The sequence below is a fragment of the Klebsiella sp. Q2 genome (assembly GCF_009900705.1).
Classification (GTDB): domain Bacteria; phylum Pseudomonadota; class Gammaproteobacteria; order Enterobacterales; family Enterobacteriaceae; genus Klebsiella; species Klebsiella quasipneumoniae.
Genome location: NZ_JAAABE010000002.1, coordinates 749,982 through 768,867, shown reverse-complemented (window position 1 = coordinate 768,867; position 18,886 = coordinate 749,982). Strand labels below are relative to the sequence as shown.

At 59.8% G+C, this 18,886-nt stretch carries 19 protein-coding genes; 9 read left to right on the top strand and 10 right to left on the bottom strand.

The window, feature by feature from the left end; translation table 11 throughout:
• Positions 1 to 104: 104 nt before the first annotated feature.
• Positions 105 to 1,592, bottom strand: a complete 1,488-nt coding sequence (locus tag GT756_RS11455) for a carboxypeptidase M32 (protein ID WP_160124791.1) — start codon at positions 1,590 to 1,592, stop codon at positions 105 to 107.
• A 227-nt stretch (positions 1,593 to 1,819) separates the two neighbouring features.
• Between GT756_RS11455 and GT756_RS26035 the strand changes: the two genes are divergently transcribed.
• Positions 1,820 to 1,912: a hypothetical protein gene (locus GT756_RS26035; protein WP_004206050.1), complete on the top strand. Its 93-nt coding sequence runs from the start codon at positions 1,820 to 1,822 to the stop codon at positions 1,910 to 1,912.
• A gap of 30 nt (positions 1,913 to 1,942) precedes the next feature.
• On the opposite strand, the gene GT756_RS11450 is transcribed toward GT756_RS26035, so the two are convergent.
• Positions 1,943 to 3,193 (bottom strand): MFS transporter, encoded by a 1,251-nt coding sequence (locus GT756_RS11450; RefSeq protein ID WP_109938865.1) that lies wholly within the window; start codon positions 3,191 to 3,193, stop codon positions 1,943 to 1,945.
• Between the two features lie 130 nt (positions 3,194 to 3,323).
• On the opposite strand from GT756_RS11450, the gene GT756_RS11445 reads away from it, so the two are divergent.
• From GT756_RS11445 to bioD, 3 genes are all read left to right on the top strand, one after another.
• Positions 3,324 to 4,226, top strand: coding sequence for a LysR family transcriptional regulator (locus tag GT756_RS11445; protein ID WP_004206047.1), 903 nt, complete (start codon positions 3,324 to 3,326; stop codon positions 4,224 to 4,226).
• A 124-nt stretch (positions 4,227 to 4,350) separates the two neighbouring features.
• Positions 4,351 to 5,571, top strand: a complete 1,221-nt coding sequence (gene mlc / locus GT756_RS11440; RefSeq protein ID WP_004206046.1) for a sugar metabolism global transcriptional regulator Mlc — start codon at positions 4,351 to 4,353, stop codon at positions 5,569 to 5,571.
• Between the two features lie 127 nt (positions 5,572 to 5,698).
• Complete coding sequence (bioD, locus tag GT756_RS11435) at positions 5,699 to 6,394, top strand: dethiobiotin synthase (protein WP_004206045.1); 696 nt, start codon at positions 5,699 to 5,701, stop codon at positions 6,392 to 6,394.
• Here bioD and clcB read toward each other — a convergent pair.
• From clcB to GT756_RS11405, 6 genes are all read right to left on the bottom strand, one after another.
• Complete coding sequence (gene clcB, locus GT756_RS11430) at positions 6,347 to 7,642, bottom strand: voltage-gated ClC-type chloride channel ClcB (protein WP_048294818.1); 1,296 nt, start codon at positions 7,640 to 7,642, stop codon at positions 6,347 to 6,349. The genes bioD and clcB overlap by 48 nt on opposite strands.
• A 133-nt stretch (positions 7,643 to 7,775) precedes the next feature.
• A complete protein-coding gene (gene dmsD, locus GT756_RS11425; protein WP_048324097.1) occupies positions 7,776 to 8,384 on the bottom strand; it encodes a Tat proofreading chaperone DmsD in 609 nt (202 codons plus the stop codon).
• A gap of 41 nt (positions 8,385 to 8,425) precedes the next feature.
• The gene (locus GT756_RS11420; RefSeq protein ID WP_023318172.1) at positions 8,426 to 9,283 is read right to left on the bottom strand and encodes a DmsC/YnfH family molybdoenzyme membrane anchor subunit; all 858 of its coding nucleotides are present in this window, start codon (positions 9,281 to 9,283) and stop codon (positions 8,426 to 8,428) included.
• 1 nt (position 9,284) lies between these two features.
• Positions 9,285 to 9,902, bottom strand: a complete 618-nt coding sequence (locus GT756_RS11415) for a DMSO/selenate family reductase complex B subunit (protein WP_017900329.1) — start codon at positions 9,900 to 9,902, stop codon at positions 9,285 to 9,287.
• A gap of 10 nt (positions 9,903 to 9,912) precedes the next feature.
• Complete coding sequence (ynfE, locus tag GT756_RS11410; RefSeq protein ID WP_160124790.1) at positions 9,913 to 12,348, bottom strand: selenate/tellurate reductase subunit YnfE; 2,436 nt, start codon at positions 12,346 to 12,348, stop codon at positions 9,913 to 9,915.
• A 150-nt stretch (positions 12,349 to 12,498) separates the two neighbouring features.
• A complete protein-coding gene (locus GT756_RS11405; RefSeq protein ID WP_023318174.1) occupies positions 12,499 to 12,768 on the bottom strand; it encodes a DUF1161 domain-containing protein in 270 nt (89 codons plus the stop codon).
• A 101-nt stretch (positions 12,769 to 12,869) separates the two neighbouring features.
• Between GT756_RS11405 and GT756_RS11400 the strand changes: the two genes are divergently transcribed.
• Positions 12,870 to 13,580, top strand: a complete 711-nt coding sequence (locus GT756_RS11400) for a YnfC family lipoprotein (RefSeq protein WP_017900332.1) — start codon at positions 12,870 to 12,872, stop codon at positions 13,578 to 13,580.
• Here the strand turns inward: GT756_RS11400 and speG are convergent.
• On the bottom strand, positions 13,574 to 14,134 hold the full coding sequence (speG, locus tag GT756_RS11395) for a spermidine N1-acetyltransferase (RefSeq protein WP_004206037.1): 561 nt from the start codon (positions 14,132 to 14,134) through the stop codon (positions 13,574 to 13,576). The two genes, GT756_RS11400 and speG, sit on opposite strands and share 7 nt — an antisense overlap.
• 66 nt (positions 14,135 to 14,200) lie before the next feature.
• Positions 14,201 to 14,542: a DUF1283 family protein gene (locus tag GT756_RS11390; RefSeq protein WP_004206035.1), complete on the bottom strand. Its 342-nt coding sequence runs from the start codon at positions 14,540 to 14,542 to the stop codon at positions 14,201 to 14,203.
• Between the two features lie 108 nt (positions 14,543 to 14,650).
• Between GT756_RS11390 and GT756_RS11385 the strand changes: the two genes are divergently transcribed.
• From GT756_RS11385 to GT756_RS11370, 4 genes are all read left to right on the top strand, one after another.
• Complete coding sequence (locus GT756_RS11385; RefSeq protein WP_072140454.1) at positions 14,651 to 15,013, top strand: YnfA family protein; 363 nt, start codon at positions 14,651 to 14,653, stop codon at positions 15,011 to 15,013.
• A gap of 114 nt (positions 15,014 to 15,127) precedes the next feature.
• On the top strand, positions 15,128 to 16,411 hold the full coding sequence (locus tag GT756_RS11380; protein ID WP_017900333.1) for an MFS transporter: 1,284 nt from the start codon (positions 15,128 to 15,130) through the stop codon (positions 16,409 to 16,411).
• 270 nt (positions 16,412 to 16,681) lie between these two features.
• Positions 16,682 to 18,145 carry a mannitol dehydrogenase family protein gene (locus GT756_RS11375; protein WP_004206030.1) on the top strand — a complete coding sequence of 488 codons (1,464 nt, stop codon included), beginning with the start codon at positions 16,682 to 16,684 and terminating at the stop codon, positions 18,143 to 18,145.
• A gap of 267 nt (positions 18,146 to 18,412) precedes the next feature.
• Positions 18,413 to 18,844, top strand: coding sequence for a universal stress protein (locus GT756_RS11370; RefSeq protein WP_004206026.1), 432 nt, complete (start codon positions 18,413 to 18,415; stop codon positions 18,842 to 18,844).
• Positions 18,845 to 18,886 lie beyond the last annotated feature (42 nt).

Sequence of the window (18,886 nt, the reverse complement as noted above, 5' to 3'; positions counted from 1 at the left end):
TATGCTTGTCTTTTCGGGCTTTCCGTGAGTGTTTGGTATCGGCGTGTAACCGAATGTACAAGGCGGGGAGCGCAAGGACGCGCCGGGCAGCCCGGCGCGGACGATTACAGATAGCGGGCGGTAAGGTGGTCGCGGAAGTAGCGGCTGTTAAGATCCTCTCCGGTGGCCTGCTGGATCAGCTGCGAGGTGGTGAAGCGGCTGCCATGCTGCCAGATATTCTGCCGCAGCCAGTCAAACAGGGCGCTGAAATCCCCTTCCGCGATATCGCGGTCTAACGTCGGCAGCGCGCGGCGGGCGGCGGCCATCAGCTGCGCGGCGTACATCGCCCCCAGCGTATAGGAAGGGAAGTAGCCGAAGCCGCCGTCGGTCCAGTGAATATCCTGCATACAGCCGTCCCGGTAGTTGCCGGTGGTCGACAGTCCCAGCCAGTGCTGCATTTTCTCATCCCACAGCGACGGAATATCTTCCACCTCGATCTCGCCGTCGATCAGCGCGCGTTCAATTTCATAACGCAGGATCACATGCGCCGGGTAGCTGACCTCATCGGCATCAACGCGAATAAAGCCTGGTTTCACCCGCTGGTTCCAGGCGACAAAATTCTCCTCGCTAAAGGCCGGCCGATCGCCAAAGCGTTCGCGCACCGCCGGCAACAGGCGGTGGAGGAAGCGCTCGCTGCGTCCCAGCTGCATTTCAAAGAACAGGCTTTGCGATTCATGGATAGCGGTAGAGCGGGCCAGTCCTACCGGCTGGTCGACCCACGGGCGAGGCAGATTCTGCTCATAGCGGGCGTGGCCGGTCTCGTGGATCACGCCGAACAGGGCGCTGAGCAGGTCGTTTTCGTTGTAGCGGGTGGTGATGCGCACATCCTGAGGGACGCCGCCGCAGAACGGGTGGGCGCTGATGTCCAGACGCCCGCCGTCAAAGTCAAAGCCGAGGATACGCATCGCCTGCAGGCCCAGCTCGCGCTGCTCAGGGATCGGGAACGGCCCCTGCGGGGCGATCAAGGTTTGCGTCGCCTGCTTGTCGACCGCTTGCCGCAGCAGGGAAGGTAGCCAGGACTTGAGGTCGGCAAACAGGCTGTCCAGCCGGGCGCTGGTCATATCCGGCTCGAAAATATCAAGCAGCGCGTCATAGCGTGAGCCTCCCCGGGCGTCGGCGCGGATCTGCGCTTCCTCGCGGCTCAGTCTGACCACCTCACGCAAATTTTCGGCAAAGCCAGCCCAGTCGTTAGCCGGCCGCTGGCTGCGCCAGGCATGTTCGCAACGGCTACCGGCCAGTGATTTGGCCTCCACCAGACTCTCCGGCAGCAGCGCCGCCTGATCGTACTGACGCTGCATTTCCCGCAGGTTGGCCTGTTCGAGGTCGTTGAGATCCTGCTGGCGGGCTGCCTGCAGCCATTGGCCCACTTTTTTATCGGTCAGGATCTGATGCTGTAGCACGCCGAGTTCCGCCAGCGCTTCGCTGCGGGCGGCGCTACCGCCCGGAGGCATCATGGCGAACATATCCCAGCCGGCGATGGCGGAGAGATGCGAAAAGCGCGACAGGCGCTGAAACGTGCGGGTAAGCTGCTGATAAGGCGTATTTTCAGTCATAGTAGCGTTCGGTCCGTGACAGGTGAATGAACAGATTATCGGTATGCCTCTACACTATCCTGATACGCCTGGCGGGTCGAGCGTTGCGCGCAGGAGGCGTGGTATAGCATCAGCCGGGAGATAGCAGGAAAAAAAGCGTGGCTCTGTGAGCGGTATTGCAGAAATCGGTAACGTATCGTGACTAAACTGTGATCGATTACACAGGTCTGGAGGTTCGGGGGTGGTTTATGAATCCGTTCACCTGGCTGTTTATTGCCTTACTGTCCGTTGATGCCGTCAGAGAGCTGATGGGCTTGTCATCTATCATGGGCATGTGGTGAAACGTGGCCCGCAGGCCACGTCACGGGCGATTATTTTAGTCGGCGATACAAGCAAGTGCCGGTCAACAGCGCGGCAAGGAGCAGCAGCGCGATAAATCCGCCGACGCCGTTCCAGCCGTAGCGGTGCCAGAACACCCCGCCTAACGTCCCCGCCAGGCTTGAGCCAAGATAATAGCTGAACAGATATAGCGATGACGCCTGACCGCGGGCGCGGCGCGCGCGTGGGCCAATCCAGCTGCTGGCGACGGAATGCGCGGCGAAGAAGCCGGCGGAGAACAGCAGCATGCCGATGAAAATCAGCCACAGGGAAGAAAAGAGCGTCATCAGCAGGCCGCAAAGCATCACGCCGGTAAAGCCGAGCATCACCGGACCGCGGCCATAGCGTACGGTCATGGCGCCCGCTTTCGGCGAGCTCCAGGTTCCGGTGAGATACGCCACCGACAGCAGACCCACCACCGCCTGGCTTAACGACCACGGCGACATCATCAGACGGTAGCCAATGTAGTTAAACAGAGTGACAAAGGCCCCCATCAGCAGGAAACCTTCGACGAACAGCAGCGGCAGGCCGCGATCGCGCCAGTGCAGGCGGAAATTAATCAGCAGCGTTTTTGGCCGCAGCGAGGTCGGGCGGAAATGGCGCGACTCGGGCAGGATACGCCAGAACATAATCGCCGCTGCCAGAGCGAAGCCGCTGATCACCGCCAGCGCCACGCGCCAGCCGAAGAAATCGGTAAAGACCCCGGTGAGCAAGCGGCCGCTCATGCCGCCGATGGAGTTGCCGCTGATATAGAGTCCCATGGAGAAGGCCACGAAGCTGGGGTGGATCTCCTCGCTCAGGTAGGTCATGCCGACCGCCGCCACGCCGCTCAACGACAGGCCGATCAGGGCGCGCATAATCAGGATGCCGTGCCAGCTGGTCATCATGGTCGACAACAGCGAGCAGCAGGCGGCCAGCAGCAAGGCGGTGACCATCACCGGCTTGCGGCCAATGGCGTCCGATAGTGGGCCGGTAAACAGCAGGCCCACCGCCAGCATCGCTGTGGAAATGGAGAGAGAGATACTGCTGCTGGCCGGCGATACGCCGAACTCGTTCGACAGCACCGGCAGGATCGGCTGCACGCAGTAGAGCAGGGCAAAGGTGGCCAGACCGGCGGAGAACAGCGCGAGAGTGACGCGCATAAACTGCGGGGTGCCGCGCTTAATAAATTGATCCGGGCGGGATGCACCAGCGACGCTGACATCGTCCGCCGGCACGGTGTCAACGGTTGTTGTACGACTCACAGAGAATTCCTTGGATAGAAGTTGCTGCTTACCAACAGAGTGTTGTGACCATTCAGCTCACATTTTTAGGGTATGAAAATGTAAATATTCTGTCTAATATATTAATAATCTCAAATAAGAGGTTTTAAATATGAATATCGAGTTGCGTCATCTGCGCTACTTTGTCGCCGTCGCCGAGGAGCTGCATTTTGGCCGCGCCGCGGCGCGACTGAACATCTCTCAACCGCCGTTAAGCCAGCAAATTCAGATCCTCGAGCAGCAGACCGGCGCCCGCCTGTTCGCCCGCACCAACCGCAGCGTCAGCCTGACGGCGGCGGGCAAACAGTTTCTCGCCGACAGCCGACAAATTCTCGCCCAGGTGGAGGACGCTGCCGCCCGCGCCGCCCGCCTGCACCATGGGGAAACGGGCGAACTGCGTATCGGCTTTACCTCCTCGGCCCCTTTCATCAAGGCGGTATCCGATACGCTGTCGCTGTTTCGTCAGCGCTACCCGGATGTGCATATTCTCACCCGCGAGACCAATACCCGCGAACAGATTGTCCCGCTGAGCGAGGGGGCCCTCGACCTTGGCCTGTTGCGCAATACCCAACTGCCGGACACCCTGGCGTGGCAGCGGGTCCTGCGTGAGCCGCTGCTGGCGATGGTCCCGGCGGACCATCCGCTGGCCCGCCTGCCCTCGGTCAGCCTGGCGGCGCTGGCGCGGGAGCCGTTCGTCTTTTTCGACCCGCATGTCGGTACCGGCCTGTATGACGATATCCTTGGCCTGCTGCGCCGCTACGGCCATACGCCGGTGATTGCCCAGGAGGTGGGGGAGGCGATGACCATTATTGGCCTGGTGGCCGCCGGACTGGGGGTGTCGATCCTGCCGGCCTCCTTTCAGCGCGTGCAGCTCAGCGAAATGCGCTGGCTGCCGATCGACGAACAGGATGCGGTGTCAGAGATGTGGCTGGTGTGGTCGAAACACCATGAGCAGGGAGCGCTGGCAAAACGCTTTCGTGACACGCTGCTGGCCTGGAAAAGCGAGCGCAATTGAAGCAAAAATGGGCTGGAAATGTGCGGTAAATCACAAGGCTAAGCAAAAATTTGACGTTCACCATCGAAGTGCTTCACCATAGCCGAAAGTTTATTTCGAAGCGCGAAAATAAAGGGAGTCAATGGTGGTAGCGGATAGTCAACCAGGCCATATCGATCAAATCAAGCAGACCAATGCGGGCGCCGTCTATCGCCTGATTGATCAGCTCGGCCCGGTATCGCGTATCGACCTCTCCCGATTTGCGCAACTGGCGCCCGCCAGCATCACCAAAATTGTCCGCGAAATGCTGGAAGCGCACCTGGTGCAGGAGACCGAAATTCAGGAGCCCGGCAGCCGCGGGCGGCCGGCGGTGGGGCTGATGGTGGAAACCGAGGCATGGCACTATCTGGCGGTGCGCATCAGCCGCGGCGAGATCCACCTTTCGCTGCGTGATTTAAGCAGCCAGCTGGTGGTGGAGGAGCAGCTGGAGCTGGCGCTTGCCGACAGCACGCCGTTTCTGACGCGGATTATCGACCATATCGATCGCTTCTTTATTCGCCACCAGAAGAAACTGGAACGTCTCACCTCCATCGCCATCACGATGCCGGGTATCATTGATACTGAAAACGGCATTATTCATCGCATGCCGTTTTATGAAGAAGTCAAAGACGTCCCGTTGGGCGAAACGCTGGCCAACCATACCGGGGTGCCGGTCTATATTCAGCATGACATCAGCGCCTGGACCATGGCGGAATCGCTGTTTGGCGCCTCGCGCGGCGCCCGGGACGTCATTCAGGTAGTGATCGATCACAACGTCGGCGCCGGGGTTATCACCGATGGACGTCTGCTGCACGCCGGCAGCAGCAGTCTCGTGGAGATCGGTCATACCCAGGTCGACCCCTACGGCAAACGCTGCTACTGCGGCAACCATGGCTGTTTGGAAACGATCGCCAGCGTGGAGAGCGTGCTGGAGCTGGCGCAGATGCGGATGGCGCAGTCGATGAGCTCGCTACTGCATCAGCGTCCGCTGAGCGTGGAGTGGCTATGTCAGGCGGCGCTGCAGGGCGATCTGCTGGCCCGGGACATTATCAGCGGCGTCGGTAATCACGTCGGCCGCATTCTGGCGATCATGGTCAATCTGTTTAACCCGCAGAAAATCCTGATTGGCTCGCCGTTTAACCTGGCGGCAGACATTCTTTTTCCGGCAATTTCCAGCTGCATTCGGCAACAATCACTCCCGGCCTACAGCCAGCATATCGCGGTTGAAAGCACCCAGTTCTCCAACCGCGGAACGATGGCTGGCGCGGCGTTGGTCAAGGATGCGCTCTATAACGGATCCTTACTCATACGACTGTTACAGGGTTAACATTTTTTCATAGTCACACCAAAAATTGCGCTATCTCAAGCTGACCCCCAGCGGCTTCACGTAGACTTTGCCCACTGTTGATTATTTCTCTCCCGTATATTTCATCGACAAAACTGTGGGGTTAGTGATGTTTAAGCGTTTCTTTATTACAGGTACAGACACCTCTGTCGGGAAGACAGTGGTTTCCCGTGCGCTGTTGCAGGCACTTGCTGCCAGAGGCAAAAGCGTGGCCGGGTACAAGCCTGTGGCGAAGGGCAGCAAAGAGACGCCGGACGGTTTGCGTAACAAAGACGCGCTGGTGCTGCAGAGCGTCTCCACGCTGGCGTTACCCTATGAGGCTGTCAATCCCATCGCCTTAAGCGAAGACGAAAGCAGCGTGGCGCACAGCTGCCCGATCAACTACGGTCTGCTGTCGGATGGTTTGCAGCGGCTGACCGGGCAGGTTGAACATGTGGTGGTTGAAGGCACCGGCGGCTGGCGCAGCCTGATGAACGACCTGCGACCGCTCTCCGAATGGGTGGTACAGGAGCAGCTCCCGGTGCTGATGGTGGTGGGGATCCAGGAAGGGTGCATCAACCATGCGCTGCTGACGGCCCAGGCGATCGCCAATGACGGGCTACCGCTGATCGGCTGGGTGGCCAACCGCATTAACCCCGGTCTGGCGCACTACGCCGAAATCATCGATGTGCTCAGCAAAAAGCTGCCGGCGCCGCTCATTGGCGAGCTGCCGTACCTGCCGCGCGCCGAGCAGCGTGAGCTAAGCCGCTACGTCGACTTAGACATGCTCGGCAACGTGATGGCGATAGATCGAATCCCGGCGTAACGTCCGCGACAGCACCGACGCCACCACGCAGGTGATCAACAGGCCGGGCAGCAGCGTATACTGCCCGGTCATCTCACAAATCATCAGGGTCGACATAATGGGCGCATGGGTGGTGGCGGCAAGAAACGCCGCCATGCCGGTCAGTCCCATCATCAAAGCCATCTCCTGATCCCCCGGTAGCCACAGCCCGCTGAAGCGGGCAAACAGCATGCCCATCGCCAGACCGACAAACAGCGTGGGGGTAAACACCCCGCCCGGCGCGCCGGAGCCACTGCTGGCCAGCACCGCCAGCAGTTTGCACAGGAATACCGCCACCAGCAGCGCGCCGGGCGGCGGCAGCAGGAGATAGCTTTGCACCACGCTGTAGCCGTTACCCCACACCGCCGGAGTGATGAGCGATAAGCCGCCGACTATCAGCCCGCCCAGCGCCAGCTGCCACGGCGGCGCCAGCTTCAGCCTGACGAACCCGCGGTGGCTGTAGTCCATCAGCCAGATAAACAGCGGCCCGCACAGCCCGGCCAGCAGTCCGGTGGCGAGCATCAGGCCATAGTGCAGCGCGCTGAGGTCCTGCTGCAGGACGACATGGTACAGCGGCGCAGCGCCGCCGTTGAGAAACTGGGTGAGCAGCAGGGCGATCACCGCCGAGATGACAACCGGCCCAAGCGAGGCCAGCATCAGCGTGCCAAAGAGAATTTCAGCGATAAACAGGCTGCCGGCCAGCGGGGCATGATAGGCGCTGGCCATCCCGGCGGCAGCGCCGCAGGCGACCCACAGCTTCCATTCTGCCTGCGGCGTGAAGCGGCGGGCGAACAGCGAGGCCGCCAGCGCGGCCAGCAGGATCATGGCGCCTTCCCGGCCAATCGCGCTGCCGGTGACCACCACCAGCAGCGAGGCCAGCGACTTCACCAGGCTTGCCGGCGTATCGAAGCAACCGTCCCCGGTTTCCAGGGCTTCCATATAATCGGTGGCGGCGTGCGGGCGGGCAATGCTGCGCCGCTGCCAGAGCCAGAGAAGTGTCCCTGCCGCCAGTCCCCCCAGCGCCGGGGTAATCAGCCGCCGCCACGCCGGCAGCGACTGCGCGGCGTTGACCAGGCTCCCGCTGTCGTTACCGAGAAACAGCGTTTCCAGCACCACCATGGCATGGCGAAACAGGGCCACCGCCAGGGCGGCGAGCAGGCCAATCAGCGTGGCGATCAGCAGGCGACGAAACATCACCTGCACGTCAGGATAGGGATGAAGACGGTGCATCGGTCATGGCGAGAGTCGGAAAACATGGCCTTATTGTGATAGGGAATAACCTTATATGCAAAAGCGATAAGTGCGGGTCACGGTCAGGCGTGCAAATAAGGAAACCGCGCCGACTACCGGCGCGGTAAAGGGATTAGCGATAGAGCGGCTTTTCCGCCACGGCGATCGGCAGATTCTCCTGCCACTGCGCCAGGGTCGCCTGCGCCAGCTGACCCAGCGCCTGGTAGAAGGGGTGGGCAGCGCGTTCGACAAAGACGCTCAGGAAGCGTCCGGACCACGGCAGCAGATGCCAGGCCAGCAGCTGGCCAAACAACGCCTCCTGCTCCGTTTCGCACAGCCACGCCGCCAGCAGCAGCAGGGTGCCGAAATGGTCTTCCGGCTCGTTGCGATTGGCGTCCAGTGCGATGCCGTTCGCGCGCATCCATTCGCGCAGGGCCAGCGTGGATTCGCCGAACAGCACCGATTCTTTATCCAGCCAGACGGATCCCCATGGCGGCGCCGGCAGGGCCCATGGTCCGATAAACAGGCGTTGCCAGGCTTCCGGCAACGACTCTTCAACCGACGCGGCAAACCCCGATGCCAGCGGGGCGGCAACCGGGTAGGGCCACTGTTGCTGCCAGCTGCCGTCCTGGAAGGCGGCGACCAGCGGCGCGATTTGCGCGTTATTCGGCGCATAAGAGAACAACGCGCCCAGGGTACGGGCGCTTAACGCGACGGCGTCGCGGTGTGGGAACGGCATCATCACTTATTCCTTTCTGCGGCGCGCGCCGGCGCGCCGTCTCATTAACCGGCAACCGCCATACCGACGGTCATATGTAGCCCATAAAACAGGCCGCGGCCAATACATTCAGCAATCAAGACCAGCACCAGACCGGCCAGTAGCCCCACCGCGCGCGGCGGCTGGCGACGGATCAGCGGGCACAGCCAGCAGCCGAGTCCCAGCGCCAGCAGGATCAGGCGTAAGGCCTGCAGTCTGCCGTAATTCGGCAACAGGCTGGCCGCCTGCTGAACGGAGCTGTGAATAGTACTGAGCCCGGCGCTTTGCATGACGATCACCGCGGCGCTGATGACCAGCGCGGCCACGCTCAACCCAGCAATAAACCAGCCGTTAACGTCGACTTTCGCCATTTGCAACAGCAGGGCGGCGAACAGCGGCCCGCTAAGGAGTACCGTCAGGAAGAAGGCGCTGGTGGTGTAACCAGTGTACCATGTCGGTACAGTATCGATTTGATAAACCCGGGTCATCGCGAGGACAAACAGCAGCCCCAACAGCAGGGTGATCACCAGCCAGATTTTGCCCAGCGCCGCCGGCATTTTTTCCAGCACTGCCAGCAGCCACCAGAATCCGCCCACAGCGAAAAACAAGGCGCCGCTGGCGATTTCGTTGCTCAGCGCCGAGGCGCCGACGCGGTTCAGCGAGTTAAACGCGCGCAGTGGCGAACCGAGATGCATAACTGAAGCGAGAAAGCCGATCCCCATCAGCAGCCAGATAAAAAACATGCTGCGCACCAGACGCTGCCGCGCTTCGCGCTGGTCCGCCAGCTCGAGCCAGACCAGACCGCTGATGAGTGTCGCGCCCACCACGCATTGCCCCAGTACCGTAAACAGCACCAGCGGCCATTCATGCCATCCGCTTCCCATCTCACACCTCCTTCGGGTTTGCCAGATAACCGGTGGTATCGCCACACGGCCGGGCGTTGCGATTAGGGTTGATCGCGATGCTCGGCTGAGTGAAGTGCGCCGAGGGCAGCGGGGCTACCGCCGCCAGCTGGCCGTGCTTAGCACGCAGTTCAGCAATCGGCCCGAAATCGAGCGCCCGCAGCGGGCAGGACTCGACGCAGACCGGCTTTTTCCCCTCGGCGACGCGCTCATGACAGCCGTCGCACTTGGTCATATGGCCTTTGTCGGCGTTGTACTGCGGCGCGCCGTACGGACAGGCCATATGACAGTAGCGGCAGCCGATGCACACCTCTTCATCCACCACCACAAAACCGTCTTCGCGCTTGTGCATCGCCCCGCTCGGGCAGACTTTGGTGCAGGCCGGATCGGCGCAGTGGTTACAGGCGATGGAGAGGTAATAGGCAAAAACGTTCTGCTGCCAGACGCCGTTGTCCTCCTGCCAGTCGCCGCCGGCGTACTCGTAGATGCGACGGAAACTGACTTCCGGGGTCAGGTTTTTATAGTCCTTACAGGCCAGCTCGCAGGTTTTGCACCCGGTACAGCGAGCAGAGTCGATAAAGAATCCATATTGCGTGCTCATGGTTTACTCCTTAAACCTTCTCGATATCGACCAGGTTGGTATGCTGCGGATTCCCTTTCGCCAGCGGCGACGGGCGTTGGGTGGTCAGGGTATTCATGCAGGCGCCATGGTCAACCCGGTCGCCGGCCATATTGGCGTCGTGCCACGCGCCCTGGCCCATCGCCGACACGCCCGGCATGATGCGCGGCGTCACTTTCGCCGGCAGCCGGACTTCGCCGCGCTGGTTGAACACCCGCACCAGATCGCCGTTATTAATCCCGCGTTTTTCTGCGTCAAGCGGGTTGATCCACACTTCCTGACGGCAGGCGGCCTGCAGCACATCCACGTTGCCGTAGCTGGAATGGGTACGCGCCTTATAGTGGAATCCAAACAGCTGCAGCGGATACTGACTGCGCAGCGGATCGTCCCAGCCTTCAAATGTGGAGGCGTAGACCGGCAGCGGGCTGATGACGTCGTCTTTCTCCAGCTGCCAGCGGGCGGCAATCTCGGCGAGCCGGCTGGAGTAGATCTCAATTTTGCCGGACGGGGTGTTGAGCGGATGCGCTTCGGGATCGCGGCGGAAGTCGCGATAGGCGACGAAGTGGCCGTTCGGATCCTTGCGTTTGTAGATGCCCATTCGCTTCAGCTCCTCGTAGGCCGGCAGCGCCGGATCTTTCGCCACCATTTTGGCGTACAGATGCTGCAGCCACTGCGCCTGCGTGCGCCCCTCGGTAAAACGCTGGTAGACATCGTCGCCGAGCCGTTTCGCCACTTCGCTTAAGATCCAGTAAATCGGTTTGCGTTCAAACTTCGCCGAGGTGGCGGGCTGGATGAAAATCAGATAGCCCATATTGCCGGCGTAATCGTTGGGAATGATATCCTCTTGCTCAACGGTCATCAGGTCGGGCAGCAGCAGGTCGGCGTATTTCGCCGACGAGGTCATAAAGTTGTCGATGACCACGATGGTTTCGCACTTGCTCTCGTCCTGCAGAATATCGTGGGTCTTATTGATGTCGGAGTGCTGGTTGATGAGGGTGTTGCCCGCGTAGTTCCACAGGAATTTGATCGGCACATCCAGCTTCTCTTTGCCGCGCACGCCGTCGCGGGTGGCGGTCATTTCCGGACCACGGGCGATGGCGTCGGTCCAGGTGAAGCAGGAGATGGCGGTTTTCACCGGGTTTTCCAGCACCGGCAGACGCTCGATGGTGATGGTGTAGGTCGATTCGCGGGCGCCGCTGTTGCCGCCGTTGATGCCGACGTTGCCGGTTAAGATCGGCAGCATGGCGATTGCCCGGGCCGAGAGCTCGCCGTTGGCCTGGCGCTGCGGCCCCCAGCCCTGGCAGATATAGGCCGGTTTGATCATGCCGATGTCGCGCGCCAGCTTAATGATGCGATCGGCTGGGATGCCGGTGATACGCGAGGCCCACTGCGGCGTTTTGGCGACGCCGTCGTCGCCCTCGCCGAGGATATAGGCTTTATAGTGGCCATTCTCAGGCGCCCCGGCCGGCAGCGTCTTCTCATCGTAGCCGACGCAGTATTTATCAAGGAACGGCTGATCCACCAGATTCTCGTTAATCAACACCCAGGCGATACCGGCGACCAGCGCGGCGTCCGTGCCGGGGCGAATGGGGATCCACTCATCTTCGCGACCGGCGGCGGTATCGGTGTAGCGCGGATCGATAACGATCATCCGCACGTTGGAGCGCTCGCGGGCCTGTTCCAGATACCAGGTAATGCCGCCGCCGCTCATGCGGGTTTCCGCCGGGTTGTTGCCGAACATCACCACCAGCTTGCTGTTTTCAATATCTGAGGTGCTGTTGCCGTCGTTACTGCCGTAGGTGTAGGGCATGGCGCAGGCGATCTGCGCGGTGCTGTAGGTACCGTACTGGTTAAGCGAGCCGCCGTAGCAGTTCATCAGCCGCGCCACCGGCGAAGCGGAAGGCGAGGAGCGAGTGATGTTCCCGCCGACAATTCCTGATGAGTAGTTAATGTACACGGCTTCGTTGCCATATTCCGCGACGACGCGCTTCAGGCGGTCAGCAAGGGTATCCAGCGCTTCCTGCCAGCTGATACGCTCAAATTTACCTTCTCCGCGTTTTCCCACGCGCTTCATCGGATAGTTAAGGCGATCCGGGTGGTTGATGCGCCGGCGAATCGAACGCCCGCGCAGGCAGGCGCGGACCTGGTGATCGCCATAGCGGTCGTCGCCGGTGTTATCCGTTTCGACATACACCACTTCATCATCACGTACGTGCAACCGCAGGGCGCAGCGGCTGCCGCAGTTGACCGAACAGGCGCCCCAGACAATGCGGGTGTTGTCGCCGGCAGCCTGCGGTACCGCCGCCGCGGCGCTGCGCAGCGTAAAGGGGAGGGGAAGCCCGCCGGCGGCCAGCGCCAGAGAACCGAGGGCTGTGGATTTAAGTAACGCGCGTCGGGTGACGCCGCCGGAAGATTCCTGATTCGACATTGCTCACTCCATGATGGTTATGCTGGGCGGAGAAGGGCCGCCGCGTCATTAACAGACGCCGGGGTGAGCGATAATACATTATGGGTAGCCGGCAGATCTTATCCCTGGTCAATGCAGGGATAAGATCTTTCGTTTGAAAGCAAAGAGGGCTTACTGAGCGTCGTTTTCGGCGGGACTGTCGCTGTTACGGGTGTAGGTGATTTTGAAGGTGTCATTGGCGCAATGACCCACCACCTGAGCGCCGGGCTGGTCCGCCTGGTCGTTTGGCACAATGGCCAGACTGAAGGCCGTTTCCGGTACGCCATTGTTCATGATCTTCTGTTGAATATCATTTTTGACCCGCTCGCAAGAGTCGGGCGCCGCCAGTACGGTCGTGGAGCACAGCAGCAGCGCGGCGCCTGTCCAGAGGGATAGTTTCATCTTACGCTCCTTATCGATGTTATCCAGATTTAAGCATAGCAGAACTGGTGTAAACAATTGTATTTGCTAATATGATTGGATGTACACAAAAGGAATCACCTGTGAAAAGACTGTATTGGCTGATCCCGACCGCGCTGTTGCTGACGGCGTGCGACCGCGAAAGCGTCCCGGAAGCCTTCACCCCGGAGATGGCGAGTTTTTCCAATGAGTTTGAGTTCGATCCGCTGCGCGGACCGGTGAAAGATTTTAGCCAGACCCTACTGGACGAACACGATGTGGTGGTCAAAAAGGTGAGCGCGCAACTGTCAAAAGAGGGATGTTTCGATCTTTTGACGCTGGAGGATGTGGAGAATAACACCGGCGCGACGCTGCTGCTGGACGCCAACTATTACGTCGATGGCCGCACCCATGAGAAGCGGCTGCGTCTGCAGGGGAAATGTCAGCTGGCGGAGATGCCCGCCACCGGCGTGAGCTGGGAAACGGATGATAACGGCTTTATTATTAGCGCCCGCGGCAAAGAGACCACCGCCACCTACCGCTACGACAGCGATGGCTATCCGCTGGGGAAAACCACCACCGCCAAAGAGGAGCGATTTACCGTTGCCTCCACGCCGTCGAAGGATCCGCGCAAGAAAATGGACTATACCGCCATCAGCACCTTCAACGACCGCACGCTGGGCACAGTGCGCCAGACCTGCGACTACGATCGCCATGACAATCCGCTGAGCTGTGAGCTGCAGGTGATCGATGAAAGCGTCCAGCCGCCGCTGACCCGCCACTACACGATTAAAAACCGCATTGATTATTACTGAGCCGTCGGCTTCAGCAGGGACGGCCCCGGCGTTTTGTGTTCCGCCAGATACTGATGCTGGAACAGACACATGCGGATGGTGTTGCGATACTCGCCGTTAATGAAAAACTCATGGATCAGTTCACCCTCGACCATAAAGCCGAGCTTGCGGTAAATATGGATCGCTTTTTCATTCTCTTTATCGACAATCAGATACAGCTTATACAGATTGAGCACGGTAAAACCATAGTCCATCGCCAGCCGCGCGGCGCGGGTGGCGAGGCCTTTTCCCTGGAAGTCGGGCGAGATGATGATCTGGAACTCGGCCCGGCGGTGCACATGGTTGATTTCAACCAGCTCCACCAGTCCGGCTTTATCGCCATTGCATTCGATCACAAAGCGACGCTCGCTTTGGTCGTGAATATGCTTGTCGTACAGATCGGAAAGCTCAACGAAGGCTTCATAGGGCTCTTCAAACCAGTAGCGCATCACGCTGGCGTTGTTGTCGAGCTGGTGAACAAAGCGCAAATCTTCGCGCTCAAGGGGGCGGAGTCTGACGTGTAGCGCGTCGGTCATGGGAATTCCTGTGGTCAAAGCGGAAAAGAGGGGACGGAAAGGCGGCGCCCGCAGGCGCCAGCGTGCTCAGGGATTGATCGCCCGGCCGGTACGGCGGTCAAGGCAGCGCAGGGTGTTTGGTTCCCAGTAGGCATTGACGTTGGCGCTCTTCTGGCAGTTATCCTGCGCGTCAAAGGCGACATCGGTTTTGTCCCACTCTTTTTCCGCCCGTTTGTTCACCTTCTGGCGCAGGCTGCGGGTGTCGTTCCATTGCTCTTTTTCCATCGACGCCTGCTGACGGCTTTGCGCGCTGTCGCCTGACTCAATCACCAGCCGGTCGGTGGCTGCGAATGAGCTGGAGGTATAGACCACGGCGCTTAACGCCAGAATGGCGGTCAGGCACCAGCGTTTGTTCAGTGTCATGTTCATCACGATTTCCTTTAGGTGATGGGTTAACCCTCAGGTTAAGTTTACTACAGCTGTTTTGCCGGGCATAGCCGACAAAACAGCATAGGGAAAGGGCTATTATCGCGTAGAATAGTTCAACGCTTTGTCTCTTTTACGAATCTTTTAATGCTCAAAACCACGCTGCTGTTCTTTGCCACCGCTCTGTGTGAAATCGTCGGCTGCTATCTGCCGTGGCTATGGTTAAAACGCGGGGCCACGCCGCTGCTGCTGATCCCCGCCGGCCTGGCGCTGGGGCTGTTCGTCTGGCTCCTGACGCTCCATCCAACCGCCAGCGGGCGGGTATATGCCGCCTACGGTGGCGTGTATGTTTGTACCGCATTGCTCTGGCTGCGGGTCGTTGACGGAGTCAAATTAACCCATTATGACTGGGCGGGGGCGGCCATCGCGCTGTGCGGGATGCTGATCATCGTGGCGGGCTGGGGACGGGCATAAGCCCGTCTAATGTGATCCCTGCCACTTTTTTAAACCCTAATTCTTGTATGGTAGTCGACCTGTTGCCTTACTTATCAGACATCATATTGGGTTATGACTCTGTAAGGAACAACGATGGCTATTGAGACATTTGCCCCACAGGCGGGTGCAACGCCGCTGCGCATCCGTCGGGTGCAGAAGATCACCCTGACGCTGCTGTTTATCGCCGGTATCGTTAACTTTCTGGACCGCTCTTCCCTGAGCGTCGCCGGGGAGGCGATACGCGCCGATTTGGGTCTGAGCGCCACCGAGTTCGGGGTGCTGCTCTCCGCTTTTTCGCTCTCCTACGGCTTCGCGCAACTGCCCTCGGGCATTTTGCTGGATCGCCTCGGGCCGCGGGTTGTGCTGGGCGCCGGGCTAATATTCTGGTCTGCGATGCAGGCCCTGACCGGGATAGTCAATTCGTTCTCGCATTTTATTCTGCTGCGCATTGGCCTCGGGATCGGCGAAGCGCCGTTTATGCCCGCCGGCGTGAAATCGATCAACGACTGGTATGCGCAACGAGAGCGCGGCACGGCGGTGGGGATATTTAACTCCTCGACGGTGCTGGGTCAGGCCATCGCCCCGCCGGCGCTGGTCATCATGCAGCTGGCCTGGGGCTGGCGGACAATGTTTGTGGTGATTGGTTTAGCCGGTATCCTGGTCGGCCTGTGCTGGTATGTGGGATACCGTAACCGGCGGCAATTCACCCTGCAGGAGGAGGAGCAACGCTATCTGGCCAGCGAGGAGGCGGCCCGACCGGCGCTGAAACTGAGCGAATGGCTGGCGCTGTTTAAACGACGTACCACCTGGGGGATGATCCTCGGCTTCTCCGGGGTGAACTATACCGGCTGGCTGTATATCGCGTGGCTGCCGGGTTATCTGCAGGCGCAGCAGGGATTGAGCCTTGCTAAAACCGGCTGGGTGGCGGCTATCCCGTTTCTCGCTGCGGCGGTGGGCATGTGGGTCAATGGGCTGGTGGTCGATGCGCTGGCGCGCAGAGGCTACGATCTGGCGAAAACCCGCAAAACGGCGATTGTAGCCGGACTGGTGCTTTCCGCGCTCGGCACGCTGTTGGTGGTGCAATCAAACTCGCCGACCCAGGCGGTGGCGTTTATCTCCATGGCGCTGTTCTGCGTCCATTTCGCTGGCACCTCGGCCTGGGGATTGGTACAGGTGCTGGTGGCGGAACATAAAGTGGCGTCGGTGGCGGCGATCCAGAACTTTGGCAGCTTTGTGTTTGCCTCCTTCGCGCCGATCGTCACCGGCTGGGTTGTGGATACCACCCACTCTTTCAATCTGGCGCTGGTGATCGCCGCCGGCGTGACCTTCGCCGGGGCGCTGTGCTACTTCTTTATCGTCAAAACCCGCATCGATTAACCGGTCGTTATGCAACAGGCCCGCAGGGAGGCGTGGCCTGCGCCATGATCCGTCTTCTCTTACCGCTTCGTGGCGGATTTTCTTCTGTCATCTCAAAGATTTTGTGACCGATCGCCAGCGAGCACAACCCGGCAAAAAGCTTCTTGTATGGTAGTTGACAGAAATCAAAGATGTTATACCAATTGCGTGAGATGGTTGAGGCACAAAGGCATTCTCCTCGAGAGTTCTCCCAGAGAATGGTTGATGAGCCACATAACAACGAGAGTTACCATGGAAAACACCCTCTTAACCGCTAACGCCATCCTGCCCGGCTACGATCGCCACGCGCTGGTCCCCCGTATCGTCCATCTGGGTTTTGGCGCGTTTCACCGCGCACATCAGGCGGTATACGCCGATATACTGGCCAGCGAGTACGGCAGTGACTGGGGCTACACTGAAGTCAACCTGATTGGCGGCGAGCAGCAGATCGCCGATCTCCGGCAGCAGGATCTGCTGTATACCGTGGCCGAAATGTCCGCCGACGCGTGGACCGCGCGCGTGGTCGGGGTGGTGAAGCAGGCGCTGCATGCCCAGGTCGATGGTCTCGAGGCCGTGCTTTCGGCGATGTGTGAGCCACAGGTGGCCATTGTCTCCCTCACCATTACCGAGAAAGGCTATTGCCATTCGCCCGCCAGCGGCGAGCTGCAGCTCGATCACCCGCTGATCGCCGCCGATCTCGCTAACCCGCGCCAGCCGAAATCGGCAGCGGGCGTGGTGGTGGAGGCTTTAGCGCGCCGCCGGGCGGCAGGGCTGCCTGCCTTTACCGTGATGTCCTGCGATAACATGCCGGAAAACGGTCATGTGATGCGCAACGTCGTTTGCGCCTACGCCCGGGCGCTGGACGCGGACCTCGCGGCATGGATAGAACAGAACGTCACCTTTCCGTCGACCATGGTGGACCGCATTGTCCCGGCGGTGACCGCGGAAACCCTCGATAAAATTGAACAGCTGACCGGCGTGCGCGACCCGGCTGGGGTGGCCTGTGAGCCGTTCCGCCAGTGGGTGATTGAGGATAATTTTGTCGCCGGACGTCCACAGTGGGAGAAAGCGGGGGCGGAGCTGGTCGCCGATGTGGTGCCTTTCGAAGAGATGAAGCTGAGGATGCTCAACGGCAGCCATTCGTTCCTCGCCTATCTCGGCTATCTGGCCGGTTATCAGCATATCAACGACTGTATGCAGGATGACAACTACCGCCGCGCGGCGCTGGCGCTGATGCTGGACGAGCAGGCCCCGACCTTAAAAGTGCAGGGGGTGGATCTGTCACACTATGCCAGTCTGCTGATTGACCGCTACTGCAATCCGGCGCTCAAACACCGTACCTGGCAGATTGCAATGGACGGTAGCCAGAAGCTGCCGCAGCGCATGCTGGACTCGGTACGCTGGCATCTGGCGCACCAGCATGACTTCACGCTGCTGGCGCTGGGCGTGGCGGGGTGGATGCGCTATGTCGGCGGTGTTGACGACGCCGGCCAGGCAATCGAAATTTGCGATCCGCTGCTGCCGGTGATCCAGCAGGCGGTAGCCGCCAGCGCCGATGGCGAAGCGCGCGTCAAAGCGCTGTTGGGCATTGAGGCCATCTTTGGCCGGGAGCTGCCGCAGGAAGCGCGGTTCGTCTCGGCGGTGACCCGCGCCTATGTAGCGCTACAGCGTCAGGGGGCGAAAGCCACCGTTGCCGCATGGGCTGAGGCGCAATAATCATTTGTTCCCGGTGTCGGTCATGGGGTCGACACCGGCTCTTCTGCTGTTTCTGCACGGTTCCGCTGATAAATCTTTTTTGCTGTTGATCGCTTTTAGCAGGCTAAAAATATGATCGAACGCAATGTCCTTACATAACTCTATATTTCCCTGATTTACTAAAGATAATTAGCTGTTATTTTTCCGAATAATGGCTGGTCATTCACCGCAAAAATGGCATAGTTAAGTTATTGAAAAATCATTTTCTCTGGAAAAGGAGTGCGGGCCATGTATAAAAAGATTTTATTGCCTGTTGATGTTTTTGAAATGGATTTAAGCGATAAGGCAGTGCGTCACGCGGAATTTCTCGCATCGGCGGAAAATGGCGAGATCACCTTGCTCAACGTCCTGCCGAACAGCAGCCGTTCGTTATTACGCGGATTTACGGCGGATATTCGTAAATTCGAAGCCTATATGCAGGAAGAGTCAGAGAAAAAGATGCGCGAGGTGGCGCGACTGTTCGACCTGCCAATGTCACGGATCCATACCCGGGTCGTGTTTGGTAACGTGCGCGATGAAATTCTGGCTATCAGTAACAACGAAGCGTTCGATGTGATAGTGATTGGCTCCCGCAAACCGGGGATCTCCACCCATCTGCTGGGCTCCAACGCCGAGTCCATTTTGCGCTACGCCAAAACGCCGGTGCTGGTGGTCAGATAATCCCCTCCGTCACGACGGCTGCGTCAGCCTTATTTCGCAGCC